General features: G+C 63.1%; 22 protein-coding genes and 2 pseudogenes. 19 read left to right on the plus strand and 5 right to left on the minus strand.

Annotated features, from left to right (window positions below; genetic code table 11):
- Window positions 1–130 precede the first annotated feature (130 nt).
- Window positions 131–1,015, plus strand: a complete 885-nt coding sequence (locus tag CLV77_RS16100) for a recombinase family protein (protein WP_076981303.1) — start codon at window positions 131–133, stop codon at window positions 1,013–1,015.
- 78 nt (window positions 1,016–1,093) lie between these two features.
- Here CLV77_RS16100 and CLV77_RS16105 read toward each other — a convergent pair whose 3' ends face one another.
- Both CLV77_RS16105 and CLV77_RS16110 read right to left on the minus strand, forming a co-directional pair.
- Complete coding sequence (locus CLV77_RS16105; protein ID WP_009503865.1) at window positions 1,094–1,489, minus strand: PIN domain-containing protein; 396 nt, start codon at window positions 1,487–1,489, stop codon at window positions 1,094–1,096.
- A complete protein-coding gene (locus tag CLV77_RS16110) occupies window positions 1,479–1,706 on the minus strand; it encodes an AbrB/MazE/SpoVT family DNA-binding domain-containing protein (protein WP_009503866.1) in 228 nt (75 codons plus the stop codon). Before CLV77_RS16110 ends, CLV77_RS16105 begins: the two co-directional genes overlap by 11 nt.
- A gap of 208 nt (window positions 1,707–1,914) precedes the next feature.
- Here CLV77_RS16110 and repA point away from each other — a divergent pair, with 208 nt between their 5' ends.
- The 5 genes and pseudogenes from repA to CLV77_RS16970 all read left to right on the plus strand — a co-directional run bounded on the left by repA (window position 1,915) and on the right by CLV77_RS16970 (window position 7,378).
- Window positions 1,915–3,108, plus strand: coding sequence for a plasmid partitioning protein RepA (gene repA / locus CLV77_RS16115; RefSeq protein WP_009503867.1), 1,194 nt, complete (start codon window positions 1,915–1,917; stop codon window positions 3,106–3,108).
- Window positions 3,092–4,024: a plasmid partitioning protein RepB gene (gene repB / locus CLV77_RS16120; RefSeq protein WP_009503868.1), complete on the plus strand. Its 933-nt coding sequence runs from the start codon at window positions 3,092–3,094 to the stop codon at window positions 4,022–4,024. The genes repA and repB overlap by 17 nt, the downstream gene beginning before the upstream one ends.
- A 213-nt stretch (window positions 4,025–4,237) precedes the next feature.
- Window positions 4,238–5,449 (plus strand): plasmid replication protein RepC, encoded by a 1,212-nt coding sequence (repC, locus tag CLV77_RS16125; protein WP_009503869.1) that lies wholly within the window; start codon window positions 4,238–4,240, stop codon window positions 5,447–5,449.
- Between the two features lie 168 nt (window positions 5,450–5,617).
- Window positions 5,618–7,224: pseudogene (locus tag CLV77_RS16920) on the plus strand (ParB/RepB/Spo0J family partition protein); the annotation flags it as partial.
- Between the two features lie 13 nt (window positions 7,225–7,237).
- A complete protein-coding gene (locus CLV77_RS16970) occupies window positions 7,238–7,378 on the plus strand; it encodes a hypothetical protein (RefSeq protein ID WP_009503871.1) in 141 nt (46 codons plus the stop codon).
- Between the two features lie 156 nt (window positions 7,379–7,534).
- Here CLV77_RS16970 and CLV77_RS16135 read toward each other — a convergent pair whose 3' ends face one another.
- Both CLV77_RS16135 and CLV77_RS16140 read right to left on the minus strand, forming a co-directional pair.
- Window positions 7,535–8,902 carry a sensor histidine kinase gene (locus CLV77_RS16135; protein WP_009503872.1) on the minus strand — a complete coding sequence of 456 codons (1,368 nt, stop codon included), beginning with the start codon at window positions 8,900–8,902 and terminating at the stop codon, window positions 7,535–7,537.
- Window positions 8,899–9,558 (minus strand): response regulator transcription factor, encoded by a 660-nt coding sequence (locus CLV77_RS16140; RefSeq protein WP_009503873.1) that lies wholly within the window; start codon window positions 9,556–9,558, stop codon window positions 8,899–8,901. Before CLV77_RS16140 ends, CLV77_RS16135 begins: the two co-directional genes overlap by 4 nt.
- Window positions 9,559–9,703: 145 nt before the next feature.
- Here CLV77_RS16140 and CLV77_RS16145 point away from each other — a divergent pair, with 145 nt between their 5' ends.
- The 9 genes from CLV77_RS16145 (at window position 9,704) to CLV77_RS16185 (ending at window position 18,519) form a co-directional block, all read left to right on the plus strand.
- Window positions 9,704–10,021, plus strand: a complete 318-nt coding sequence (locus CLV77_RS16145) for a PepSY domain-containing protein (RefSeq protein ID WP_009503874.1) — start codon at window positions 9,704–9,706, stop codon at window positions 10,019–10,021.
- Window positions 9,978–11,363, plus strand: coding sequence for a ferredoxin reductase family protein (locus tag CLV77_RS16150; RefSeq protein WP_009503875.1), 1,386 nt, complete (start codon window positions 9,978–9,980; stop codon window positions 11,361–11,363). The genes CLV77_RS16145 and CLV77_RS16150 overlap by 44 nt, the downstream gene beginning before the upstream one ends.
- A 182-nt stretch (window positions 11,364–11,545) precedes the next feature.
- Entirely contained in the window at window positions 11,546–11,926 is a 381-nt protein-coding gene (locus CLV77_RS16155; protein WP_009503876.1) for a PepSY domain-containing protein, read from the plus strand.
- Between the two features lie 35 nt (window positions 11,927–11,961).
- Window positions 11,962–12,432, plus strand: a complete 471-nt coding sequence (locus CLV77_RS16160) for a DUF2271 domain-containing protein (RefSeq protein ID WP_009503877.1) — start codon at window positions 11,962–11,964, stop codon at window positions 12,430–12,432.
- A gap of 11 nt (window positions 12,433–12,443) precedes the next feature.
- Window positions 12,444–14,651: a PepSY domain-containing protein gene (locus CLV77_RS16165; RefSeq protein ID WP_009503878.1), complete on the plus strand. Its 2,208-nt coding sequence runs from the start codon at window positions 12,444–12,446 to the stop codon at window positions 14,649–14,651.
- Window positions 14,632–15,612 carry an FAD:protein FMN transferase gene (locus CLV77_RS16170; protein WP_037239984.1) on the plus strand — a complete coding sequence of 327 codons (981 nt, stop codon included), beginning with the start codon at window positions 14,632–14,634 and terminating at the stop codon, window positions 15,610–15,612. Before CLV77_RS16165 ends, CLV77_RS16170 begins: the two co-directional genes overlap by 20 nt.
- 5 nt (window positions 15,613–15,617) lie before the next feature.
- Window positions 15,618–17,525, plus strand: a complete 1,908-nt coding sequence (locus tag CLV77_RS16175; protein ID WP_009503880.1) for a heavy metal translocating P-type ATPase — start codon at window positions 15,618–15,620, stop codon at window positions 17,523–17,525.
- Window positions 17,522–18,223, plus strand: a complete 702-nt coding sequence (locus CLV77_RS16180; protein ID WP_009503881.1) for a VIT1/CCC1 transporter family protein — start codon at window positions 17,522–17,524, stop codon at window positions 18,221–18,223. Before CLV77_RS16175 ends, CLV77_RS16180 begins: the two co-directional genes overlap by 4 nt.
- A 5-nt stretch (window positions 18,224–18,228) precedes the next feature.
- A complete protein-coding gene (locus tag CLV77_RS16185; protein ID WP_009503882.1) occupies window positions 18,229–18,519 on the plus strand; it encodes a hypothetical protein in 291 nt (96 codons plus the stop codon).
- 28 nt (window positions 18,520–18,547) lie between these two features.
- On the opposite strand, the gene CLV77_RS16190 is transcribed toward CLV77_RS16185, so the two are convergent.
- Complete coding sequence (locus tag CLV77_RS16190) at window positions 18,548–18,841, minus strand: hypothetical protein (protein ID WP_045685415.1); 294 nt, start codon at window positions 18,839–18,841, stop codon at window positions 18,548–18,550.
- 338 nt (window positions 18,842–19,179) lie between these two features.
- On the opposite strand from CLV77_RS16190, the gene CLV77_RS16195 reads away from it, so the two are divergent.
- The 4 genes and pseudogenes from CLV77_RS16195 (at window position 19,180) to CLV77_RS16210 (ending at window position 21,355) form a co-directional block, all read left to right on the plus strand.
- A complete protein-coding gene (locus tag CLV77_RS16195; RefSeq protein WP_076981302.1) occupies window positions 19,180–19,665 on the plus strand; it encodes a hypothetical protein in 486 nt (161 codons plus the stop codon).
- Window positions 19,666–19,705: 40 nt separating this feature from the next.
- Window positions 19,706–20,644: an ArdC family protein gene (locus tag CLV77_RS16200; RefSeq protein ID WP_037239986.1), complete on the plus strand. Its 939-nt coding sequence runs from the start codon at window positions 19,706–19,708 to the stop codon at window positions 20,642–20,644.
- 23 nt (window positions 20,645–20,667) lie between these two features.
- Window positions 20,668–20,874 (plus strand): annotated as a pseudogene (locus tag CLV77_RS16205) (DUF6330 family protein); the annotation flags it as partial.
- Between the two features lie 91 nt (window positions 20,875–20,965).
- A complete protein-coding gene (locus CLV77_RS16210) occupies window positions 20,966–21,355 on the plus strand; it encodes a DUF3768 domain-containing protein (RefSeq protein ID WP_076981301.1) in 390 nt (129 codons plus the stop codon).
- Window positions 21,356–21,514: the final 159 nt, after the last annotated feature.

The following is a 21,514-nucleotide window of genomic DNA, read 5'->3' on the forward strand; positions in this document are numbered from 1 at the left end:
CGCCTCTCGTGGGCTTCAGCCCATAGATACAAGGCTTCCCGAACTCAGCGCGACGAGGGAAACACCCCTTGCGCGCGTTTGCAAACGGTCGTTTATTGGCGCTATATGAAACTGCAAAAAGACTGTTTTGATGCCATTGATAGGCTATGCGCGCGTATCCACAGAGGATCAAACCCCCCTGCCCCAGTCGCAGGCCCTGAAATCTGCGGGTTGCGCCGAAATCTATGAAGAGCACGCCTCAGGCGGCAATCGCGCGCGGCCGGTGCTTGGGCGTGTGCTCGAACGCATCCAGAGTGACGATACGCTGGTCGTCGTGAGGATCGACCGGCTTGCGCGGTCTCTGTCGCATCTGCTGGAAGTGATCGAGCGGCTGGAGGCCAGGGGTGCGTTCTTTCGCTCGATCCAGGACCCGATCGACACTGGATCCCCGCAGGGCAAGTTCACGCTGCAGGTCTTGGGCGCTGCGGCCGAGTTCGAGCGCGCCCTGATCCGGGAGCGCACCAAGGCCGGCCTCGCCAGTGCGCGCACAAAGGGCCGCGTGGGCGGAAACCCTGGACTGCGGGCCAAAGACCCTGCCGCTCTTCGCAAGGTGCGGCTAGCGCGACAGGACGGCTACATGGAGCGTCTGAACGAAACGGCACAAGATTGGGTGCCCCATGTGCGCCGGTTGCGCCCCGACTTGGCCTGGGAAGACGTGGTGCGCATCATCAACGGCCCCTTGCCCGAGGCGCGTCGCTGGACCCAAAGCCGTCTCTTGCGCGCCGTGAAGGCCTATGTCCGCGACGGCTTCCTGCCCGAGACAGTTTTGGCCCGCGCCGGCCGCCGCGAAACCGACGACCGCCTGCCCGCCATCGTCGCCGCCATCAAGGGCGCGGATCCCGACATCACGCTCCAGGCGATCTGTGAACGGCTGGAATCTATGCGCGAACGCACACCACGTGGCCGAACGAGATGGCAGCCGTCGTCAGTCAAGATGCTGTTGGAGCGGGCGGAGAGGCTGGGGCTGCTTGAGTAGCCTAACAACCTTGCAAATCCTCCACTACAGGGAAGGATTACAAGGTTGTGGTCAGTTTCAGGCACAGAAGCCGTCCGCTCATGCAAAGGGGTTGACGATGCGAAGCTGGCCTTCCACCAGCAGGCCATCTTGCATGTCCTCGCTCCACAGCGTGGTACACCCCGCAACCAAAGCGCTGGCCACGATCATCGCGTCGTAGATCGAGAAGCCGTAGCGTTCCGCCAAAGCGCGGCCGACGTCATGGGTCTGCACGGAGAGATCTTCGACGGGACACAAGGCGCGCACGCCTTCGAGAAAGGCCGCTGCTTCCTCCCAACCGAGGCCAGCTTTGCGGCGGCAGTTCACCAGTGACTCGTTTAGAACCTGAACGCTGATCCGGGGCCCCTGCCCCAGGATGACCTCGGCGCGATCGGCCTTTGGGCCATCGTCGAGCAGGTAAAGAACGACATTCGTGTCCGCGAACTCAGCGCTCATGTGCGTCGTCGCGGCTCAGACGTTCTGCTGCGGACAACTTGCCCCGGAAGCGGCGCAGGCCGGTAAGTACCTCATCCGCACGAGCAAGGCGACGGACTCTGACCCGACCGTCGTCCTTGACCAGGTCGATCTGATCACCCTCCTTGAGACCAAGCTCTCGGACGAGCTCCGCGGGCAAACGGACGGCCAGCGAGTTACCCCATTTTGCGACCTGCATCGTGACCTCCCATGCGGATATACGTCTTGTAATGTATATCCGAAAGGTTCCTAAGACAAGCCTGCCGCAAACCCTAGCTACTCTTGTGCATGACGCAGCGACTGACACCAAATCTAGAAAGAGCTTGCACGAATCTGATAGCTCGGGCAATAGTCTCGATAAATAACGCGCGATCACATAAAAAACGCGCCCACGAATCGAGGCAGAGATGAGCGAAGCTGAGCAGGACCTGGACATTGCCATCGGGCACTACGCAGAGCTTCTTGCGTCCAATCTTCATGCGCAACGTGCTGCCCACTTCCCTCCCGACGCCAAAAAAGTCATGCGCAGCCTGACCAGCGGCGAGGCGGCCGAGTTGCTTGGCGTCGATCATACCTACCTTCGCAAGCTTCATCGAGAAGGAAAGATCGCTGACGTCGAAACCACTGCGGGCAGCCACCGGCGATATACCCTCGATGATATCTGGGAGATTCGCCACGCTCTTGAGGCAAACGCGAAGAAGCCTGGAACCTACGTTCCGGGGCGTCGTGCCGGTGACGAGCTTCAGATTGTTTCTGTTGTGAACTTCAAAGGCGGGTCCGGGAAAACGACAACATCCGCTCACCTTGCACAGCGCTTGGCTCTCAAGGGATATCGTGTCCTTGCGATCGATCTGGACCCCCAGGCATCCCTTTCCGCGCTGCATGGCATCCAGCCTGAGCTGGACCTGATGGAGGGTGGCACGCTGTATGATGCGGTTCGCTACGATGAACCGGTCCCGATCTCGGACGTGATCCGCAAGACCTACATCCGTGGTCTTGACCTGATTCCCGGGAACCTCGAGCTCATGGAATTCGAACATGAGACACCGGCAGCCATTCAGCGTGGCGGCGCCCGCGCATTCTTTGCCCGTGTGCGCGACGCGCTCGACAGTGTCGAAGCGGACTATGACGTCGTCGTCATCGACTGTCCGCCGCAGCTTGGTTTTTTAACCATGTCCGCCCTTTCAGCATCTTCAGGGGTGCTTGTTACCGTTCACCCCCAAATGCTCGATCTGATGTCCATGTCGCAGTTTCTGCGAATGACCGCTGATCTGCTTGGCGTCATCCGGGATGCTGGCGCAAACCTTCGCTTCGACTGGCTGCGCTTTCTGCCGACCCGCTACAAGGTGGGTGATGCCCCGCAGACCGAGGTCATTGCTTTCATCCGGGGTCTGTTCGGCAGGTCAGTCCTGACCAACCACATGGTTGAGTCTACTGCGATCTCTGATGCAGGGCTGACGAAGCAGACGCTCTACGAGGCCGACAAGAAGGACTTCACGCGTCAGACTTTCGATCGTGCAATCGAATCCATGAACGCCGTCAACGACGAGATCGCGGCGATCATCCAGAACACGTGGGGACGCAATGGCAAGAAAGCCTAAACTGGGACTGCCACTGCAGACCCTGCGCAACGCGCCCGACGCTCTTGAAGGGCGCAGGCTGCGCGGCGGCGTTTTCGAAATCGAGCCTGACCAAATCGAAATCACAGGTCGGCTCGATGACAGGCTGCAGATTGAGACTGCGGGCCTCAAGGCGTCAATTTCCAAGAACGGACAGCGAGTACCAATCCTCGTCCGGCCGCTTGATGGTGATCGCTACAGCCTGATCTATGGCCGTCGTCGACTGGAAGCTTGCAGAGAACTTGGGATCAAGGTCCGCGCCATTGTCACAGAGATGGAGGGCGATCAGGCACTTCGTGATCAGCTGTTAGAGAACCAAGAGCGGCGGGATCTAAGCTTCATCGAACGAGCGCTTGTTGCCGCAGCCTTGCTCGACGGTGACCATCTGAGCGCATCCGAACGCACTAACAAGGGTGTCGCCGAGGTTCTCAATCTGACCGAGGCAGGAGTGTCGCAGCTGTTAAGCGTGGTCCGCACCGTTGGGGAGGACCTGGTCCTCGCCATCGGTGCCGCTCCGGGCATTGGTCGGCCCAGGTGGGAAGAGCTCAAGAAGTTGCTGGGGGCTACGGATGCCGATCGCGAACTGCTTGCAGCTTTGGCGGGTGAGGCCAAAACATCCTACCAAGGCGGTATTGACGAGAAATCCGATCATGCATTTTTGGCCGTCCTCTCTGCTGCAGGGAAGCCCGAACAGACCACATCCTCGTCTCGCCCTCGCGGGCGGCCCGGCACGGTGATTCCGGGGGTCGGTGCCGCCACTGTCACGACCGGACGTCGTGGAAAGCAACTCAAGCTCGAGTTGAAGGCCGAGGAGAGCGATTTTGTCAGCTGGCTTGAGGGCAACGCCCCGCAGCTGATCGCCGAGCTTCACGAGCGCTGGAAGCGTTCGGAAGACTGAGGAAGAGCAACAATCAAAAAGGAGGCACGAGACAGGCAGAAAAGAAAAAGGCCCCGAGAAGCAAGCTTCACGAGACCTTTCTTAGGTTTCGCACGGGACCAGCCCGCTACAAAACTTCAGTTTTCGCACCTCTGAATGTAGCGATCTGGCCCCTTTCCCGCAAGCGCAAAGCGATTCGCGGGCCAGGGAAATTTTGCCTTCGTGAATGACATCATGGATTACACACCGATTTCGCCGTTTATGCGGCCGATATCGCACGCCCATCTGCGCGTGGTCGAGCGTCCTGAGGCGTCTGTTCCCGGCAGGCCCGTCAACAAGTGGGAGCTCCTCCGCGAGCTGTCCAAGGCACAGGCGGCCTTTGGGGTTTCCGAGCGCGATCTGACCGTTCTTCAGGGGCTTCTCAGCTTCTTTCCGGACGATGCGCTTGGCGGGAACACCGAAATGGTCGTCTTCCCATCCAACAAGGCGATCTGCGAGCGGCTGAACGGCATGCCTTGCTCGACGATGCGCCGTCACCTCGCCCGGTTGGTAGAGGCACGCTTGCTCATGCGGCGCGATAGCCCCAATGGGAAGCGGTATGTGCGCAAGCGTGGCGAAGATCGGGTGGCCTTCGGCTTTGATCTCTCCCCGCTCTATTGCCGGGCCGAGGATATTGCACGGGCTGCAGAGGCTGTGCGTGAGGCCGAGGACCGTGTGCGGCGACTGAGGGAGGTAGTGAGCCTTATGCGTCGCGACTTGGCCGCTCTGGCGGAGTTCGGCGAGGAGATCCAGCCCGGGCTTGGCCTGTGGGACCAGCTCCGCGACAAGGCAGCCCTCACCGCCCGCGCTCTTCGCCGCAAACTCTCGCTTGAGGATCTGTCGGCATTTCGGACTGAACTGGAGACCCTTCTTGACCAGGCGCGTAATGTGATTGACGGTCCTGAAACAGAAGAAATGAACACCAATGATGCCCAATGTGAGCGTCACCATCATAATTCAAATAAAGAATCTATAGATCTTGAACCTGCCTTAGAAAAAGGCGGGGCGGCGGGACGCGCGCCTGATGATGATACGGGTGAGCCCGTGGCTGACCTTGAAGAGCCTGACACGAGGCGGGTGCCGAAAATCCCTCTCCACCTGGTAATCGCCGGCTGTCCCTCGCTCAAGACTTTCTATCAGGGCGACATTCGACACTGGCACCAACTTTTCGACGCGGCTTGTCATGTAAGGCCGGCCATGGGGATCAGTGTTTCTGCGTGGGAAGAAGCGCAACGCTGCATGGGACCAGAGCAAGCCTCGATCGTCGTCGTGGCCATGCTGGAACGTTTCTCTGACATCAGATCACCGGGTGGATACTTGCGGGCGCTGACGTCCAAGGCCGCGGCGGGCGAATTCTCTTGCGGTCCGATGGTCATGGCTTTGATCGGTCGGCGAAGTGCGGCTTAACAGCTGTTAAGTTTCAACGCCGCGGTGCTCAGTTGGCATGACTTAACAGCTGTTAAGTCGCCTCTTGGCAACCATACGATCATCGAGAGGGAAAGGAGTGTTGGTTTGAGGGTGACGGGAAATGAGATCGGGAGAGTGGCTTCCGGCGCCCGTCGTGGAGAAGATCTGATGACGAAAGCTGTCCAGAAAATCACCCTGTCCCCGTCCCGGGATATCCCTTTTGACAAACTGGTGTTGAGTCAGTCCAACGTGCGGCGCATCAAGGCTGGCGTGTCCGTCAAGGAACTGGCCGAAGACAGCGCCCGCCGCGGCCTCTTGCAGAGCCTGAGCGTGCGGCCCGTGTTGGCTGACGATGGCACCGAGACCGGCAAGTCGAGATCCCGGCCGGTGGCCGTCGGTTCCAAGCATTGTCCCTGCTGGTGAAGCATAAGTGTTTGGCAAAGACCACGCCCATTCCCTGCATCGTGCGCGATGCTGCGTCCGACATCCTGGCCGAGGATGATTCCCTTGCAGAAAACATGCATCGCGTCGCCCTGCACCCGCTCGACCAGTTCCGCGCGTTTGTGGCGCTGCGGGATAAGGGCCAGAGCGATGCAGAGATTGCTGCCGCCTTCTTCGTGACGCCACAGATCGTGAAGTAGCGCCTGAAACTCGCTTCCGTCGCCCCTGCCCTGCTTGAGGTCTATGCCGAGGATGGCATGACGCTGGAGCAGCTCATGGCCTTCACCGTGAACCCCGATCACGCGCGTCAGGTTCAGGTCTGGGATGTGATCCATTCATCCTGGAACAAGGAGCCATTCCAGATCCGGCGCATGCTGACCGAGACCTCGGTCCGAGCGTCCGACCGGCGCGCGGTCTTTGTGGGTGTTGAGGCCTACGAAGAGGCAGGCGGCACGATGCTGCATGACCTCTTTCAGGGCGATGACGATGGCTGGCTCGAGGACCCTGCCCTGCTCGATCGGCTGGTGACGGAAAAACTCCAGGCCGAGGCTGAGACGGTTGCGGTTGAGGGCTGGAAGTGGATCGAAGTCGCGCTTGACCTGCCCTACGGCTACAGCTACAGGCTGCGGTCCCTATCCGGCGATCCGGCACCGATGACGGATGAGGAAGGTGCGGCCCATGCCAAGCTGCTCGCCGAGTATCGGGCGCTGGAAGAGGAATACGCGGGTCAGGATGAGATCCCCGACAAGGTCGACACGCGGCTTGGCGTATTGGAAGCGGAGATGGAAAGGATCGAGACCCGGCCGTTGATCTTCGACGCGGAGGAGATCGGGCGGGCAGGGGCGTTCGTCACGCTCGACCGCTACGGCGCGCTGGCCGTCTATCGCGGCTATGTGCGGTCAGAGGATGAGCCTGTTGAGGAGGCAGCGGTCCAGGATGATACTGATCCTGCGGTGGCGGGGCAGGGTGCTGATCGTGATCTCACCGATGGCCATGGCAGTGCCGCTCCTGGCGGAACCATCATTATGTCGGGTGGCCAGCCGATCGGAGCTGACTTCCCGGAGGATGAGGATGACGGAGCGCTGAAGCCACTGCCCGAGCGGCTCGTAATCGAGTTGACGGCACACCGGACGCTGGCGCTGCGTGAAGCGATCGGGCGCTCGCCCGACGTGGCGTTGATTCTGCTGCTGCTGAAGATTGTGACGGACACCTTCCGCACTTCCTCTGCTTCGGGAAGCTGTCTCGAAGCCTCAGTGCGTCACATCTACATGCCGGCGCAGGCGAGCGATCTGAAGGACAGCGTGGTGGCAAAGCTGGTCGACGAGCGTCATGCGCCGGAACGATCTCGTGGCGCTGGACGATGAGGACCATGCCGAAGGGCAGGGGGCGGATGCCGAAGCGGCTGACAGCGTCAGTGAAGCTGACCTTCCTGCATTTCTGACGGATGACCTGCCTGCTGAAGGCGCGTCGATGCTGGCCTCGGAATAACGTGATCCAGCGGGGGGCGGAGATTCCGCCCCCAATCACCCTATAGTGTAATAATATCAATGGGATGAGTGCGATTACTCGCATTCAGAATGAAGAATCATGTCTACAACAACCATCATCGACACCGCACCCCTCGGGGCGCTGCGACGTGAGACTTCAAGGCCAATGCTCCCGATCTTTCACATGGGCATTTGGAGCATCCGTTGGCAATCTGACGGATGCCTGAAATCCAGAAGTTTCACCGGGACGTGGTGACTGGAGCAAGAGAGAGGTTTCGATCCGTTCTGCGATGGCTGAGACGATAGCGAGGCCAAGCCCGCTACCATCAGTTTTTGCATCTGCCCTCTCGAAGCGCCCTGTCAGGCGTTCGAGTGTTTGGGTTGCTACCGCGGGGCCCTCGTTCGCCACGATCAACTGCCCGTCGCTCGTGAGTGTAACCTCGACTGGGGCATTCTGCGCCCCGTGGCGTAGGGCGTTCTCCACCAGATTCCGGCACAGAATTCCCAATGCGTCGGGGTCGATATCAGACAAGACAGGCGTGTCCGGCAAGTTCAACATAAGGCGCCCGTTCTCTGTGCTGCGCGCAATATCTTCCACCACGACCCGAGTGATGGTTCTGACATCAGCGCTCTGGTCCATCCGAAGTCTACCGCCTTCCGCCCGCGCAAGCTGCAGGAGACGTTCGGACAGCCGAGCGAGACGCTTGAGCGTCGCCTCGATCTCGGCGGCGCGCGCGTCGATGGTCGGATCTTTGGTCTCTGACCGCAGTCGCTGCGCCTGGGCGATAGCGCCCGCCAATGGTGTCCTTAGTTCATGAGCCGCATTGGCTGCAAAACTTCGCTCAGCCTCGAACGCGTCGCGCAACCGAGCCAAAAGGCTGTTCAAGGTTGCAGCCAGCGGGCCGATTTCCGTCGGCAGGTCGGCCGCGGGTACTTCTGACAGGTCGCGCACGCCGCGCGCTTCAAGCCGCGTACGGAACCGATGGAGAGGGGCGAGGCTAAAGCGCACAGCGAGAATAATCGACGCGAGCGCCAACGGCAGCACAACCAGCAGCGGCAGGCCAAGGCTCATCTGGATTTCCCGAGCAACCGAAGCGCGATGCGCCAACGGTTCGGCCACGGTGATGCTGATCGTCCCCTGGAGCGCCGCGTCGCTGTAGAGGCGATGTGTGGCGTTCTGCCCAAATCCCGGACCATCGTATGGAGGAAACACGGCAGGGTCCGCCGCATGGGATTGCAGCAAAATGCGTCCCTCGGCATCGCGTACGATGTAGGTGAAGAACTCGTCATGCTCCCGGATCGGCGCGAGGCGCTGCGTCACACCCTGATCTTCTCGCCCGACGATGTCGGTCACGGCCAGCGGCAGGATGCGCTCGGCGGTTTCGCGTAGGGCGCTGTCGAAGACCTCATCCATCTCGCCCCGAACGATCACCGCGGTAACCGTGGCGGCGGCGAGCCAGAGGATCGTCAGCACAAGGCCGAGTGACAAGCCGAGCCGTACCTGAAGGCTGGATGGCCACATCATGGCTTGCCCAGCCGGTAACCCATGCCGCGCTCGGTCTCGATGATGGCGCTCCCCAGTTTCTTGCGCAGGCGGCTCACGTGCACCTCGATGGTGTTGCTCTCGACTTCGGCGTCGAAAGCGTAGAGCTTCTCCTCCAACTGCGCCTTGGACAGGAGCTGCCCGGGACGCGCCAGGAAGGCCTCGAAGAGCGCCCATTCCCGCGCCGTCAGCGGCACATGTCTGCCATCCCGATGGACGCTGCGCGCGGCAAGGTCGATGTCGAGCGGTCCGTGGGTCAGGATCGGGTTGGGGTTGCCGCTGTAGCGCCGCGCGACCGATCCGATCCGTGCCGACAGTTCCGACAGGTCGAAGGGCTTCACAAGATAGTCGTCAGCGCCCGCATTGAGGCCTTCGATCCTATCGGACACCTGGTCGAGCGCCGTCAGGATGATGACCGGCGTCACGTCTCCACGCGTCCTGAGGCCCTTGAGGAACCCGATACCACGTCCGTCTGGCAGCATGAGGTCGAGCAGGAGCAGGTCGTAGGAGGTTGCGCTCATCGCGTCTGCCGCCGCGTCTAGCCGCGTGACCCAGTCTACTGACTGGCCATCAGCTGCGATCTGGTCGCGCACGGCAGCGCCAAGAGTCGTGTCGTCCTCGATCAGCAATATGCGCATGGTCGTACCCGTCCTTTCCTGATGTCCCTCCATGATCCGTCTGGCTGACACGAAGCTGAAGCTTGTGGGTCGAGCCCCTTCAGGCTGCCGTCAGCTTCGCGGCGCATGAATGGCATCAAGAGGCGAGCCACTAGGAGTGTGCCCCATGAAGAAGACATTGACAATTATCGGCTTTCTCGCGGTCTTTCCGGTCGGCGCGGCGCTGGCTGACGACGATTGCTTCGTGCCGATGGCCGACTGGCAGCCGCGCGATGCTGTTGCCATGCTGGCTGAGGAAAATGGTTGGACGGTGCGCCGGATCAAGATCGATGACGGCTGCTACGAGATCGATGGGAGGGATGCCGAGGGGCGTGCGATCGAGGTGACTGTCCACCCGGCCACGCTGGAGATAATCGAGTTCGAATACGAGGACGACGAGGATGATCGCCGCGAGCGGGATCACGAGAGACGCGACGATGACTGATGCAGCGCGTCGCGACGGTAATGTCCCGGTGCCGGGCCTGCCGCCACTCTCCCGGCTTTCCCTAAACTCTCCTCTAGCTCTGACGGGCCCGGTGCTGGTTGCGTTGCCATGCCTGCTGGCGGCACTGATCGGGTTCAACACCTATGCGCCCTATGGCGCGGATGCAGCACTTGGCATTGCCGTCGGGGCCGCGGCAGTTGTCGCGATGGCACAGACCCTGATCCTCGCCGCACGGCCGCCGCTGGTGGAACCATTGTTCGGCGGTCTCGATCGCATGTACCGTTTCCACAAGTGGCTTGGTATTTCCGCAATGGTCCTGATGATCCTGCACCAGCAGATCGAGCCGGATTTCGAGCGTTTGGTGCGTGAAACCTCTCTTGGTGAACTTGGTGAAGAGGCGGGCGAACTTGCCTTCAACGCGCTTCTCGCCCTGGTTGCTGTCAGCTGGTTCCGGAGATTGCCCTTCACCCCACTGGAAATCCCCTATCAGATCTGGCGGTTCAGCCATCGTTTCATGGGGGCCCTTTTTGCAATCGTGGTCTTTCACCAGTTCTTCGTCGACCTGCCGACAGAGGTAGATCCATCGCTCTCGGTGCTTCTAAACACATTTGGCATCGCGGGAGTGATCGCGTGGATATTCACCGAGCTGGTCGCCCCGTACCTGCGGCGTAGAGAATTCACCGTCACAGAGATCAGCCAGACCAAGGACACCACCACGCTAACCCTCCGCCCCGAGGGGCGGGCCATGCGGTGGCGGCCGGGGCAATTCGCCTTCTTCCGCGCGCCAGAGGCAGGACTGTCCGAGCCGCACCCCTTCACGATCGCCAGCGCCCCGCGCCCTGACGGCACCCTGACGTTCTCCATCCGGGGCTTGGGTGGCTGGACACGAAGCCTGCTCGCCATCTTGCGGACCGGAACGCGCGTGCAGGTCGAAGGGCCATATGGACGGTTCAATTTCCGCAAGGGCGGTGCGCGCCAGATATGGCTGGCGGGCGGCATCGGTATCACGCCGTTCCTCGCCTGGGCCGAAAGCCTGAGCGAAGCGGATAGCCGCGACATTCACCTCATCCACTGCGTTCGGACACAAGAGGAGGCGATTGGGGTAGAGACGCTGCGCGCTGCGGCTGCCCGCAACCCGAGGTTCAGTTTCGAGGTGGTCGTTACGACGCGCGATGGCAGGCTCACGGCCGAGCGCCTGATTGGCGCGGTCCCTTTCGCGATCCGGCAAGCCGATTTGTGGTTCTGCGGCCCAACCGGTCTGAAGGACGGGATTCTCAAGGGCTTGAAAGCACAAGGCCAAACGCCTCGCCGTGTCCGCTTCGAGCAGTTCGAATTCACCTGAACGCGGGGCAGGGCGCATAGCCATGCCAGCCCTGTAGCCTGCGCTCGCATCTTTTTTTGGCCCCGCCCTCATCGGCGGGGCCATTTTCCTGACGGCAAGCTGAAGCAGGAATCGCTGGGGCGTCAGGATGCCCTCAGGTCGGGGTGCCAGATTGGTCTCATCAAACGAAAGGACCCCTTGCCATGAAAAAGACCCTGACCGCCCTTGCCCTGATCGCACTTTTGCCCGCCGGCGCTGCGCTGGCCGACGACGATGATTGCAATGCGCCCCGTGACCAGTGGCAGCCGCGCGAGGCCGCCATGCAGATGGCCGAACAGAACGGTTGGACGGTGCGCGACTTCGAGATCGACGACGGCTGCTACGAAATCGAAGGCCGAGACCAGGATGGCCGCGAGATCGAGGTGAAGCTCGATCCGGCGACGCTGCAGATCGTCGAGATGGACTACGAGGATGATGACGACGACCGCGGTGGCGCCCGCAATCCCGCGCCCGCTGGAACGGTCGCTCCTCCGCAGAACGGCCTCTTCGGAAACGGCGCCCCTCCGCAGGTTCAGGTGAACTGAACAGCTCCGAAGCACCCTGAACAAGGATCATTCCCATGAAATCACTTCTCGCAACGCTCGCGCTTACCACCGCACTCACGCTTCCCGGCCTCGCTATGGCACGGCCCGTGACGCTCACAACCACCCTTAACAACTATGGCGGCGACGGCGCTTACCTCGCGCTTTACGTAACCGACGCCTCGGGCGCCTATGTCGGCAGTCTCTGGATGGCCGGCGACAAGTCCAAGTACTACGAGCATCTTAGCGACTGGTACCGTGCCACGGGCGGCGATACCGCGGAGGTAAACGGCATCACCGGCGCCAGCGTCGGCGCGGGCCGCAGTCTCGAAATCACGCTTGATCTGGCCGATGCGCTGTTCGATGCGGGCTACACGCTGCACATCGACGCGGCGGTCGAGGATATGCGCGACAGCCCGAACGAGGTGGCCGTGCCGCTGACGACGGCGGGCGCGGGCACTCCGGTGACCGGGCGGCGCTACATCGCCAACTTCTCCTACGACATGTGAGGGGCAGGGCCATGATCCGTATACTCCATCGCTGGCCGGGTCTTCTGGCACTCGCGCTCGTCACGATCCTGAGCCTGAGCGGCGCTGCGCTCTCGGTCTTTCCGGCAGTCGAGCGCATCACCGCGCCGCAGGTGGAGACTGGCCTGACAGTCGCCACCCTCGCGGACCGCATCCAGGTCGTCTATCCGGGCGTCGAGCAGATCCGGCGGTCGCCCTCCGGTCGGATCACCGCCTATTGGTTCGATCAGGGCGCGCCGGGTGCTGCCGTGATCGACCCGGCGACGGGCGCGGGCGTGGCCTCGGCCGACCCGAACCAGGCCCTTCGCTGGCTCACCAACTTTCATCGCTCGCTCTTCCTCGGAGATGGCGGGCGTATCGCCATGGCCGCCGGGGCCGCGGCGATGCTGGTCCTCTCGCTCTCGGGTGCTATGCTGGTCGCGCGACGGGCGGGCGGATGGCGGCACTGGTTCGCGTCCTTGCGCGGTCCGTTCGCGGGCAGGCTGCATGTCGAGATCGCCCGGATCGCCGTCATCGGCCTCGTTCTGTCCTCCACCACCGCCCTCTGGATGACAGCCTCCACCTTCGATCTTCTGCCGGACGGTAGCGTCCTGCCGGCTGATCCCACCGAAGTGAGCGGAGAAATTGGGTTCGCTCTCGATCAGATGGCCACGCTGCTGCAGGCCCCCGTCGCCGAGCTGCGCGAACTGAGCTTTCCCTATCCCGGCGACGCGACGGACGTGTTCACACTGAAGACCGACCGGGGCACCGGCTATCTTGACCAGGGAACCGGCGCGCTCGTGGCATGGGCCGACCTGACCGGGTGGGAGCGCGTCTCGGAAACCATTTACATGCTGCACACGGGGCAGGGGGCCGCGACGCTCGGCCTTGTGCTCGGGATGATGGCGCTCGGAGTGCCGGCGATGGGCGTGACCGGCGTCTTGATCTGGCTTGCCGGGCGGCGCGGGCGGCCGCGCATCCGGGGCAACCAGCCCGCGGGCCGTGCCGAGACGATCATTCTTGTCGGCAGCGAGGGTGGCAGCACCTGGGGCTTCGCCGCGACCCTGCATGCCGCGCTGACGGCAGCGGGGCAGGGCGTCCATGTTGGCCCGATGTCGGGCTTCGCGCCAGAGCGCTACGCCCGTGCCGAGCGCATCATCCTGCTCGCCGCGACCTATGGCGATGGTGCCGCTCCGTCCTCGGCGAAGGGCTTTCTCGACCGGCTGAACGCGTCGGCCCCTGTGCCTGATATCCAGATGGCCGTGCTCGGCTTCGGCGACCGCAGCTTTCCGGCCTATTGCGCCTTCGCCAACGCCGTTGCGGCAGCGGCGCAGGCGAAGGGCTGGGCCGAACTCATGCCGCTGGACACGATCGACCGCCAATCGCCACAGGATTTCGCGCGCTGGGGCCGCGCTCTTGGCGAGGCGCTTAGCATCTCTCTCGAGCTTTTTCATCAGCCCGTCTCGCCGCGCACCGAAACATTGACCCTCGTCTCGCGGCGCAACTACGGGGCCGAGATGCAGGCGGGGGCCGCGATCCTGCGCTTCGCCCTGCCGCGCGCAACGCCGTGGCAGCGGCTGACGGGCACGGGCTTCGCACGGTTCCAGGCGGGCGACCTGATCGGCGTCCTGCCGCAGGGCAGCCCGGTGCCGCGCCTCTATTCGCTGGCCTCGGGCCGGCGCGACGGGTTCGTCGAGATCGTGGTGCGCAAGCATCCGGGCGGTCTGGCCTCGGGCCAGCTGACCGCGCTGGAACCGGGCGATACGGTCCGGGCCTTTCTGCGGCGCAATCCCGGCTTTCACGCCGGTCGCGGTCGCACCCCGCTGATCCTGATCGGGGCGGGCACCGGCATCGGGCCGCTGGCGGGCTTCATCCGCGGCAATGCGCGGCACAGGCCCGTGCACCTGTTCTTCGGCATGCGGCATGCGGACAGCGATTTCTTCTATGGCGAGGAGATGGCCGGCTGGCAGGCAGAGGGGCGGTTGACCCGGCTTGTCACGGCCGTCTCGCGCGGGACGCTTCCGCATTACGTGCAGGACGCGCTGCGTGGAGAGGCCACCGAAGTTGCGCGTTTGCTTCGCAACGGGGCCCGCGTGATGGTCTGCGGCGGGCGCGACATGGCCATGGGTGTGACCGATGCGCTGGCCGAAATTCTCTCACCATTCGGGTTGACGCCCGCAGTTCTGAAGGCGGAGGGGCGGTATGTCGAAGATGTCTACTGAGCGCGCGCGCATCGTCCTGAACGGCCCCACCATGGGCACGCGCTGGTCGGCCCTGTTCTTCGCGGATCGGGGCCGCGACACGGATGCAATCCGTGCCGCCCTTCAGGCGGTTGTCGACGAGGTGGACACGCAGATGTCGACGTGGAACGCGGAGAGCGCGCTCATGCGGATCAACGCGGCGCCGGTGGGCGATTGGGTGGTGGTGCCGGAGCAACTGCGGGCGGTCCTGCGCCTCGGGCTCGAGATCGGGCGCGCCTCGGGCGGGGCCTTCGATATCGGAATGGGCGATGCGGTGACGGCCTGGGGCTTCGGGCCCGGGGCCGCCGCGCCCGAGGGTATCCGCGCCGCGATGGACGCCCCCCGCCGCCCGGCGCAGGAGGTGCTGGAGATCGAGGGGATGCAGTTGCGCAAGACCGCGCCCATTGCGCTGGATCTGAACGGCATCGCCAAGGGCTATGGCGTCGACCAGCTCGCCGAGACCTTGCGCGATCATGGGATTGCCGACGCCCTTGTCGGCATCGACGGTGAGATGCGTGCCATGGGCCTGCGCCCCGATGGCGAGGCATGGATCATCGCGGTAGAAGCGCCGGACCCTGATCGCCGGACGCCGCAATCGGTTCTGGCGCTGCAGGACGCCGCCGTCGCGACATCCGGTGACTACCGCCATTGGGTGGAGGTTCAGGGGTGCCGCCTGTCGCATACCATGGATCCGAGACGTGGCGCGCCGCTGATCGCGCCGCCCGCCTCCGTCACCGTCGTGGCCCGCACCTGTGCCGAGGCCGATGCTTGGGCGACGGCGCTGATGGTGCTCGGTGCGGAGAGGGGTGCGGACCTCGCAAGACAACGTGGACTCGACGCCCTGTTTCTTCTACGCGATGATGAAGGCAATGCAATGGGCGTGGGAGTCGGGCGTCTTTTTTCCGAAGAACCAGCGGCAATCGCCTCAGCCGGGGGAAGATGAGCCGCATGGAACAGACCCGTACCGATCGCTTCAAGACCGCACTCCTGCTGATGGCCGCAACCGGGCTGATCGTGGGACTCGCATTCTACCTTGCGGGCCAACCAGAGATCGCGACCCTGATCTGGATTGCAGGAGTTGTTCCCGCGCTGGCAGCGCTTGTGGTCGAAATCGTCCGGAGCATTGGGCGCGGCGAGGTGGGCCTCGATATCGTTGCCGCGCTGTCGATGTCGGCGGCGCTTGTCTTCGGCGAGACCTTGGCTGCGGCTGTCGTCGCAGTCATGTATTCTGGAGGCACTTTCCTCGAAGCCTTCGCTGAGGGCCGTGCACGTCGTTCGATGAAGGATCTTTTATCCCGCGTACCCCGGACCGCGACGCGGCACCGGAACGGCGGTCTTGAGGATGTGCCTCTCGAGGAGATCGCACCGGGCGATCGCCTGCTGATCCGGCAGGGTGATGTCGTTCCCGTGGACGGCACGGTGGCGTCCGACACCGCCTTCCTCGACACCGCGGCGCTGACGGGTGAGTCCCTGCCAGTCCGGCTGGCGCGCGGGGCCGACGCCATGAGCGGATCGACCAACGCGGGCGAGGCCTTCGACCTGACGGCGACGCGCGAGGCCAAGGACAGCACCTATGCCGGGATCGTTCGTCTAGTGGAGGAAGCGCAGGCGTCCAAAGCGCCGATGTCCCGGCTGGCCGACCGCTGGTCGCTGGGCTTTCTGGTCGTCACCGTCAGTATCGCCTTCGCGGCCTGGTGGTTCACAGGCGATCCGATCCGCGCGGTCGCCGTGCTGGTGGTCGCCACGCCCTGTCCGCTGATCCTTGCCGTGCCGGTCGCACTGGTCGCGGGTCTCTCGCGTGCGGCGCATTTTGGCGTTTTGATCAAGGGCGCAGGGCCGCTCGAGACAATGGCGCGCATCCGTACGCTGATCCTCGACAAGACGGGGACGCTGACAGATGGCCGTCCGCAGATCATCTCGATCGACAGCCACGATGGCATGACCGAGGACGACATCCTCCGCCTTGCCGCCGCGCTCGATCAGGCATCGAAACACCCTGTGGCGCAGGCCATCGTCGCTGCCGCAAAGGCGCGGGCCTTCACACTGCCCGTTCCGACAGAAGTGGCTGAGATCCCGGGCGAAGGGGTCTTGGGTCGTGTGGAGGACCGCGAGGTGATCGTCGGCGGCGACGGCTTCGTGGCGTCCCGTGTCGGGCGGATGGTGGGCGATCACCCCGCCAAGGGCGCCGGATCGGTCCTTGTCGCAGTGGCAGTTGACGGTCACATGGCCGGGCACCTCGTCATGTCCGACCCGCTGCGCGAGGGAGCGGGTGCCATGCTGGACGGTCTGCGCCGTCAAGGGATCGCGCGCATCCTTCTGGCTACTGGCGACCGCGCGGACGTGGCCGAGCGCGTGACCGAGGGGCTGGGCCTCGACGGGCTGCGGGCCGGTCTGACGCCGGATCAAAAGGTGTTACTGGTGCTTTCCGAGCATAAACACGGGCCGGTGATGATGGTGGGTGATGGTGTCAACGACGCGCCCGCCCTGGCCGCAGCCGATGTAGGCGTGGCAATGGGGGCACGGGGCGCCGCGGCCTCGGCCGAGGCCGCCGACGTGGTGCTGCTCGTCGACCGGATCGACCGGCTGGGGCCCGGCATCGAGATCGCGCGGGCCTCGCGGCGGATAGCGGTCGAAAGCGTTGTCGCCGGGATCGGCCTGTCTGTCATGGGCATGATCGCGGCCGCTTTCGGCTACCTCACGCCGGTCCAGGGCGCGCTCCTGCAAGAAGTGATCGACGTTGCCGTGATCCTGAACGCCCTGCGCGCGCTGCGCATCGCGCCGCAGGAGCCAGCTACGGGCAAACCACAGGCCATCACGTCAGAGCAAGGTGACATCGTTCAAGGAGCCACGCCATGAGCCGTCTATCACATTCTGAAATCCATATGGTGCATCGCATCGGCTGGTTGCGGGCCGCCGTTCTCGGAGCCAACGATGGTCTTGTCTCGACCGCGAGCCTCGTCGTCGGCGTCGCGGCCGCAGGCTCCGGCAAGCCCGAGGTCATGATCGCCGGGCTGGCCGGGCTTATGGCTGGTGCGATGTCGATGGCGGCGGGGGAGTATGTCTCGGTCAGCTCGCAAACTGACGCCGAACAGGCGGACCTCGCCCGAGAGAGCCGTGAACTCGAGGAAACGCCCGAGGCCGAGCTCGAGGAACTAACCCTGATTTATGTTGAAAGGGGGCTGGACCGCGACCTGGCGAAAAAGGTTGCCGTGCAACTGACTGAACGCGACGCGCTCGGATCGCATGCGCGCGACGAGCTCGGCATTTCGGAAACCTTTACCGCCCGCCCTATCCAGGCGGCTCTGGTGTCCGCACTGACCTTCGCCGTTGGGGCGGTGCTGCCCCTGATCGTCGTGCTGCTGGTCTCGGAGGCGCAGATCGCTCCCCTGGTGGCGGGATCGACGATCCTTGGCCTTGCGGTTCTTGGCGGATTGGGCGCTTCGGCCGGCGGCGCAGGCGTCGTCCGTGGGGCCACGCGGGTCACGCTATGGGGAGCGCTTGCAATGGCGGCGACAGCCGGGGTCGGTGCGCTGTTCGGGGTCGCCGTAGGCTAGAGTCAATGGGGTGTACCCGAACCCCGCTCCGGCTGCTTGTTGCGGCAACGCTCGTCAACATCGTGCTGATCATCGAGGTGCCACAGATCGAGTCGCAGCGCGTGGGGTCAGAAACCCATGTCCGCAAATGGGTCATGCTGGACGAGATCAACACCGATATTCTGGAGCGGTCCTATGTCTGGGAGGACCGCACGCCCATCGGCACGTTCAGTTCCGTCTTCACATCCAAAATCCAGTCCAGCCTGATCGCGCTTGCCAGGTCGGGCGGGGCATCGATTGTTGATCGGCTGAAGTAGTCTCAATCACCGCAGGGGCTACCCAGCTTCATTTGTTCCCATCGATCCATTTTGACATCAGCCCCTTGTCGCGGAAACACTCATCCGGGACGGCGCGGCGTTTGATCCGGGCGAGACGCTCGGCGAAGGCGACCTGCTTCGATGTCGGGCGGCTGTCCTGCGCGCCCGGGTTCAACTTGGCTTGTGCGTCGATCCAGGCGCTCAGGGACCGCCGATCTTGCTGAACCTCCCACGGCAGAAGCGTCTGGTTGCGCAAGGCCAGCGCGCGCGCATAGGCGATCTGCTTTGGCGTCGCGGGCAGGGCGTAAGTGGTGCTTTCCATCGGGGATCTCCCTTCATAGTTCGTCTTTCAAAATAGAACATAACAGGAACAAAAACAAGGCGCCTGTGGAGATCATGGGGTCTGAGAGGAAGAGGAGGGCCGGGGGAGGTCAGGCCTTTGGGGTGCCCGAAAGAGGGTTTCCGGGCCCGACCCTGTTCTTCATTGGGATCTGATGCCGGAAAGTGCAGGATCCTAGGTTTTCATGAGCTTCGCATTCAACATTCTCCGGCATCAGTTCCCCAAAGAGTGAAAGTGTCCTTCGGGTTTTGTGACTGACGGATGAGGGCCTTTGGGGTCGCTCAGATGGGTCCGGGCCGGATTCCGGTCTGCCGTTCCTGATGAAGGGCATTCTCATGCAAACAGGTGTCTTGCGCGTATTGCGCGCGACCGCTGCCTCGTGGTGGCGACACAAGGAACTACGCCGATCCGGCCAGACGGGGCAGGCACAGCGGCGCGAGCGCGAGACCGTCCTGCGTAACCTCAGCTATCTGAAGCAGGCGGCGTCATTGCCAAACGCGCATGTGATCTGCGGAGAGGGCGGCACGTTCATCCATCTCGGTTGGACCACCGTGTCGACCTTCGCGCCGATCGAGTGCTTTCCCTTGGCCACTCTTGCTGTCGCACGAGGGACCCCGTTCATCGATATCCGACCCGTCACCGATGTGATTGCCTTCGCGAACCTGCCGCGGGTGACGCGGGACGGATCGGACGACTCTGAACCCTGGGGTCCCGGCAGGTCCGTGTCGCTGACCACCTACATCGACATGGTCGAAGTCCTCGGTGCCAGGATCGCCAACGATCCGAGGCCCCTTCAGTCAATCTGATCACCATTCCCTCTCACCAAAACTCGAAAGGACGCCAGTCATGGCCCGATCCCGCACGCCCAAATTCGATGCCTCCGAGGTCATCACAAACGAAATCATCCGCATCATCGAGCGCGGCGTCCTGCCGTGGCGCAAGCCCTGGACCGCAGGTGGCAGCTCTCGTCCCCTGCGCGTGGGCGGGGAACCCTACCAGGGAGTGAACAACTTCCTGCTGACGATGCGGACAGTGATGGCGGGCCACAGCTCGCCTTTTTGGATGACGTTGCCGCAGGCCAATGCGTTGGACGCAAAGGTCCGCAAGGGCGAGAAATCCTCTGTCGTCGTTTACTACGGTCAAAGCCGGAGAGACGCCGGCGATGAGCATGTTCACAGCGACGGGGATGATCACTCCGAGGAAGCCCGTATCTTCCGCTTCCAGAAATCCTACCGTGTGTTCAATGCCTGCCAGATCGAGGGCTTGCCCGACAGCTTCTACCCTGACCCAGAGCCCGCGCCCAAGCATCCGCCGTCCGAGCCGATCCCGCACATGCAGGCGTTTTTCGATGCCATCGACATCACAACCGTCTTCACGGGCACGGAGGCGTACTATTTGCCCCCCGTGGACAAGGTCTACATGCCATCCATCACACGGTTTCAGGACCCGCGCAATTTCTACGGGGTCTGGGCGCATGAGCTGGCCCATGCCACGAAAGCCCCGCATCGACTGAACCGTGATTTCGGGTTCTCGAAGTTTGGCAACACGTCCTATGCGCGCGAGGAAATCGTCGCGGAATTGACCTCGGTGTTCCTGGGTCAGACGCTCGGCTTCACGGCGCATACGCTCGAGATGAATGCCGCCTACCTGCACAACTGGTTGCGCGTTCTTCGGTCGGACAAGGGCGCGATCTTCCGGCACGCCGCGGACGCGCAGCGCGCCTGCGACTATCTGATCGCCAGATCGGAGGTGGGCAGGGCAGGGCGCAGTGCCGAGGCCGCCTGACCACACGGAGAACGGAGACACCCATGTCACGTAAGGAACCCAAAACGCTGCGGGTGGCCTGCTTCAACGACGGCCGCCGCAAGATCATCACCTTCAAGCGCGGTGCCTATTGGTGGAGCGCTGCCGAGGGCGCTTATCCGCTCTCGGCAGCGCTCGAGAGCATCAAAGAACAAGGCGGCTGGATCGAAACCATCCCCAACCCGAATTACAGACCCAAAGGGCTGTTCGGGTGGGGCGCCTTCGGCCTCGATTCATCCGCCAAGCGGAAAAGAAAAAGCGGGCTTTGAGAAGGGTGTTTCAAACCTCTCAAAGGAGATCCCCATGTCCATGACCGTTCAACCCCAACCAGATAGTCCCGATCCGACCTTGATCGCGGCGCAGAACGACGCGTTTCGCAAGCTCGCGTGCCATGGAGTGCCGCCCGCGCAACCCATCCAGGGCCGCATGCATGTCACCCGCTCGCTTATGGAGGCCGATGACGGCTTCATGGCCGAGGCGGTGAAGGCGACCGGTGAGTTTGCCACATTCGAGCCTGAGAATGATCCCGAGGGATGGCACGATTTCGGGGCGGTCGAGATCCGGGGCGAGACCGTGTTCTGGAAACTGGATTTGTACGAAGCGGATTCCGACTTCCGCTATGGCGCCGAGACCCCGGACAATCCCGCCACCACCATGCGCGTACTGACCATCATGCTTGCGCGCGACTGGTAGCAGGGCAGGGGACACCCCCTCCTGACATTCCAGCCGATGAAGGCCCGCTGCCCCTCAAAAAGGCAAAGATGCCGTAATGGGGCTTTCGGCGAATCGGACAGGTTTCGCTTGTTTGTCAGTATGATCTGAAGTGCCGTTGCCCTTGATGCGCCTGCAGCG

The organism is Brevirhabdus pacifica, assembly GCF_002797755.1.
GTDB classification, from domain to species: domain Bacteria; phylum Pseudomonadota; class Alphaproteobacteria; order Rhodobacterales; family Rhodobacteraceae; genus Brevirhabdus; species Brevirhabdus pacifica.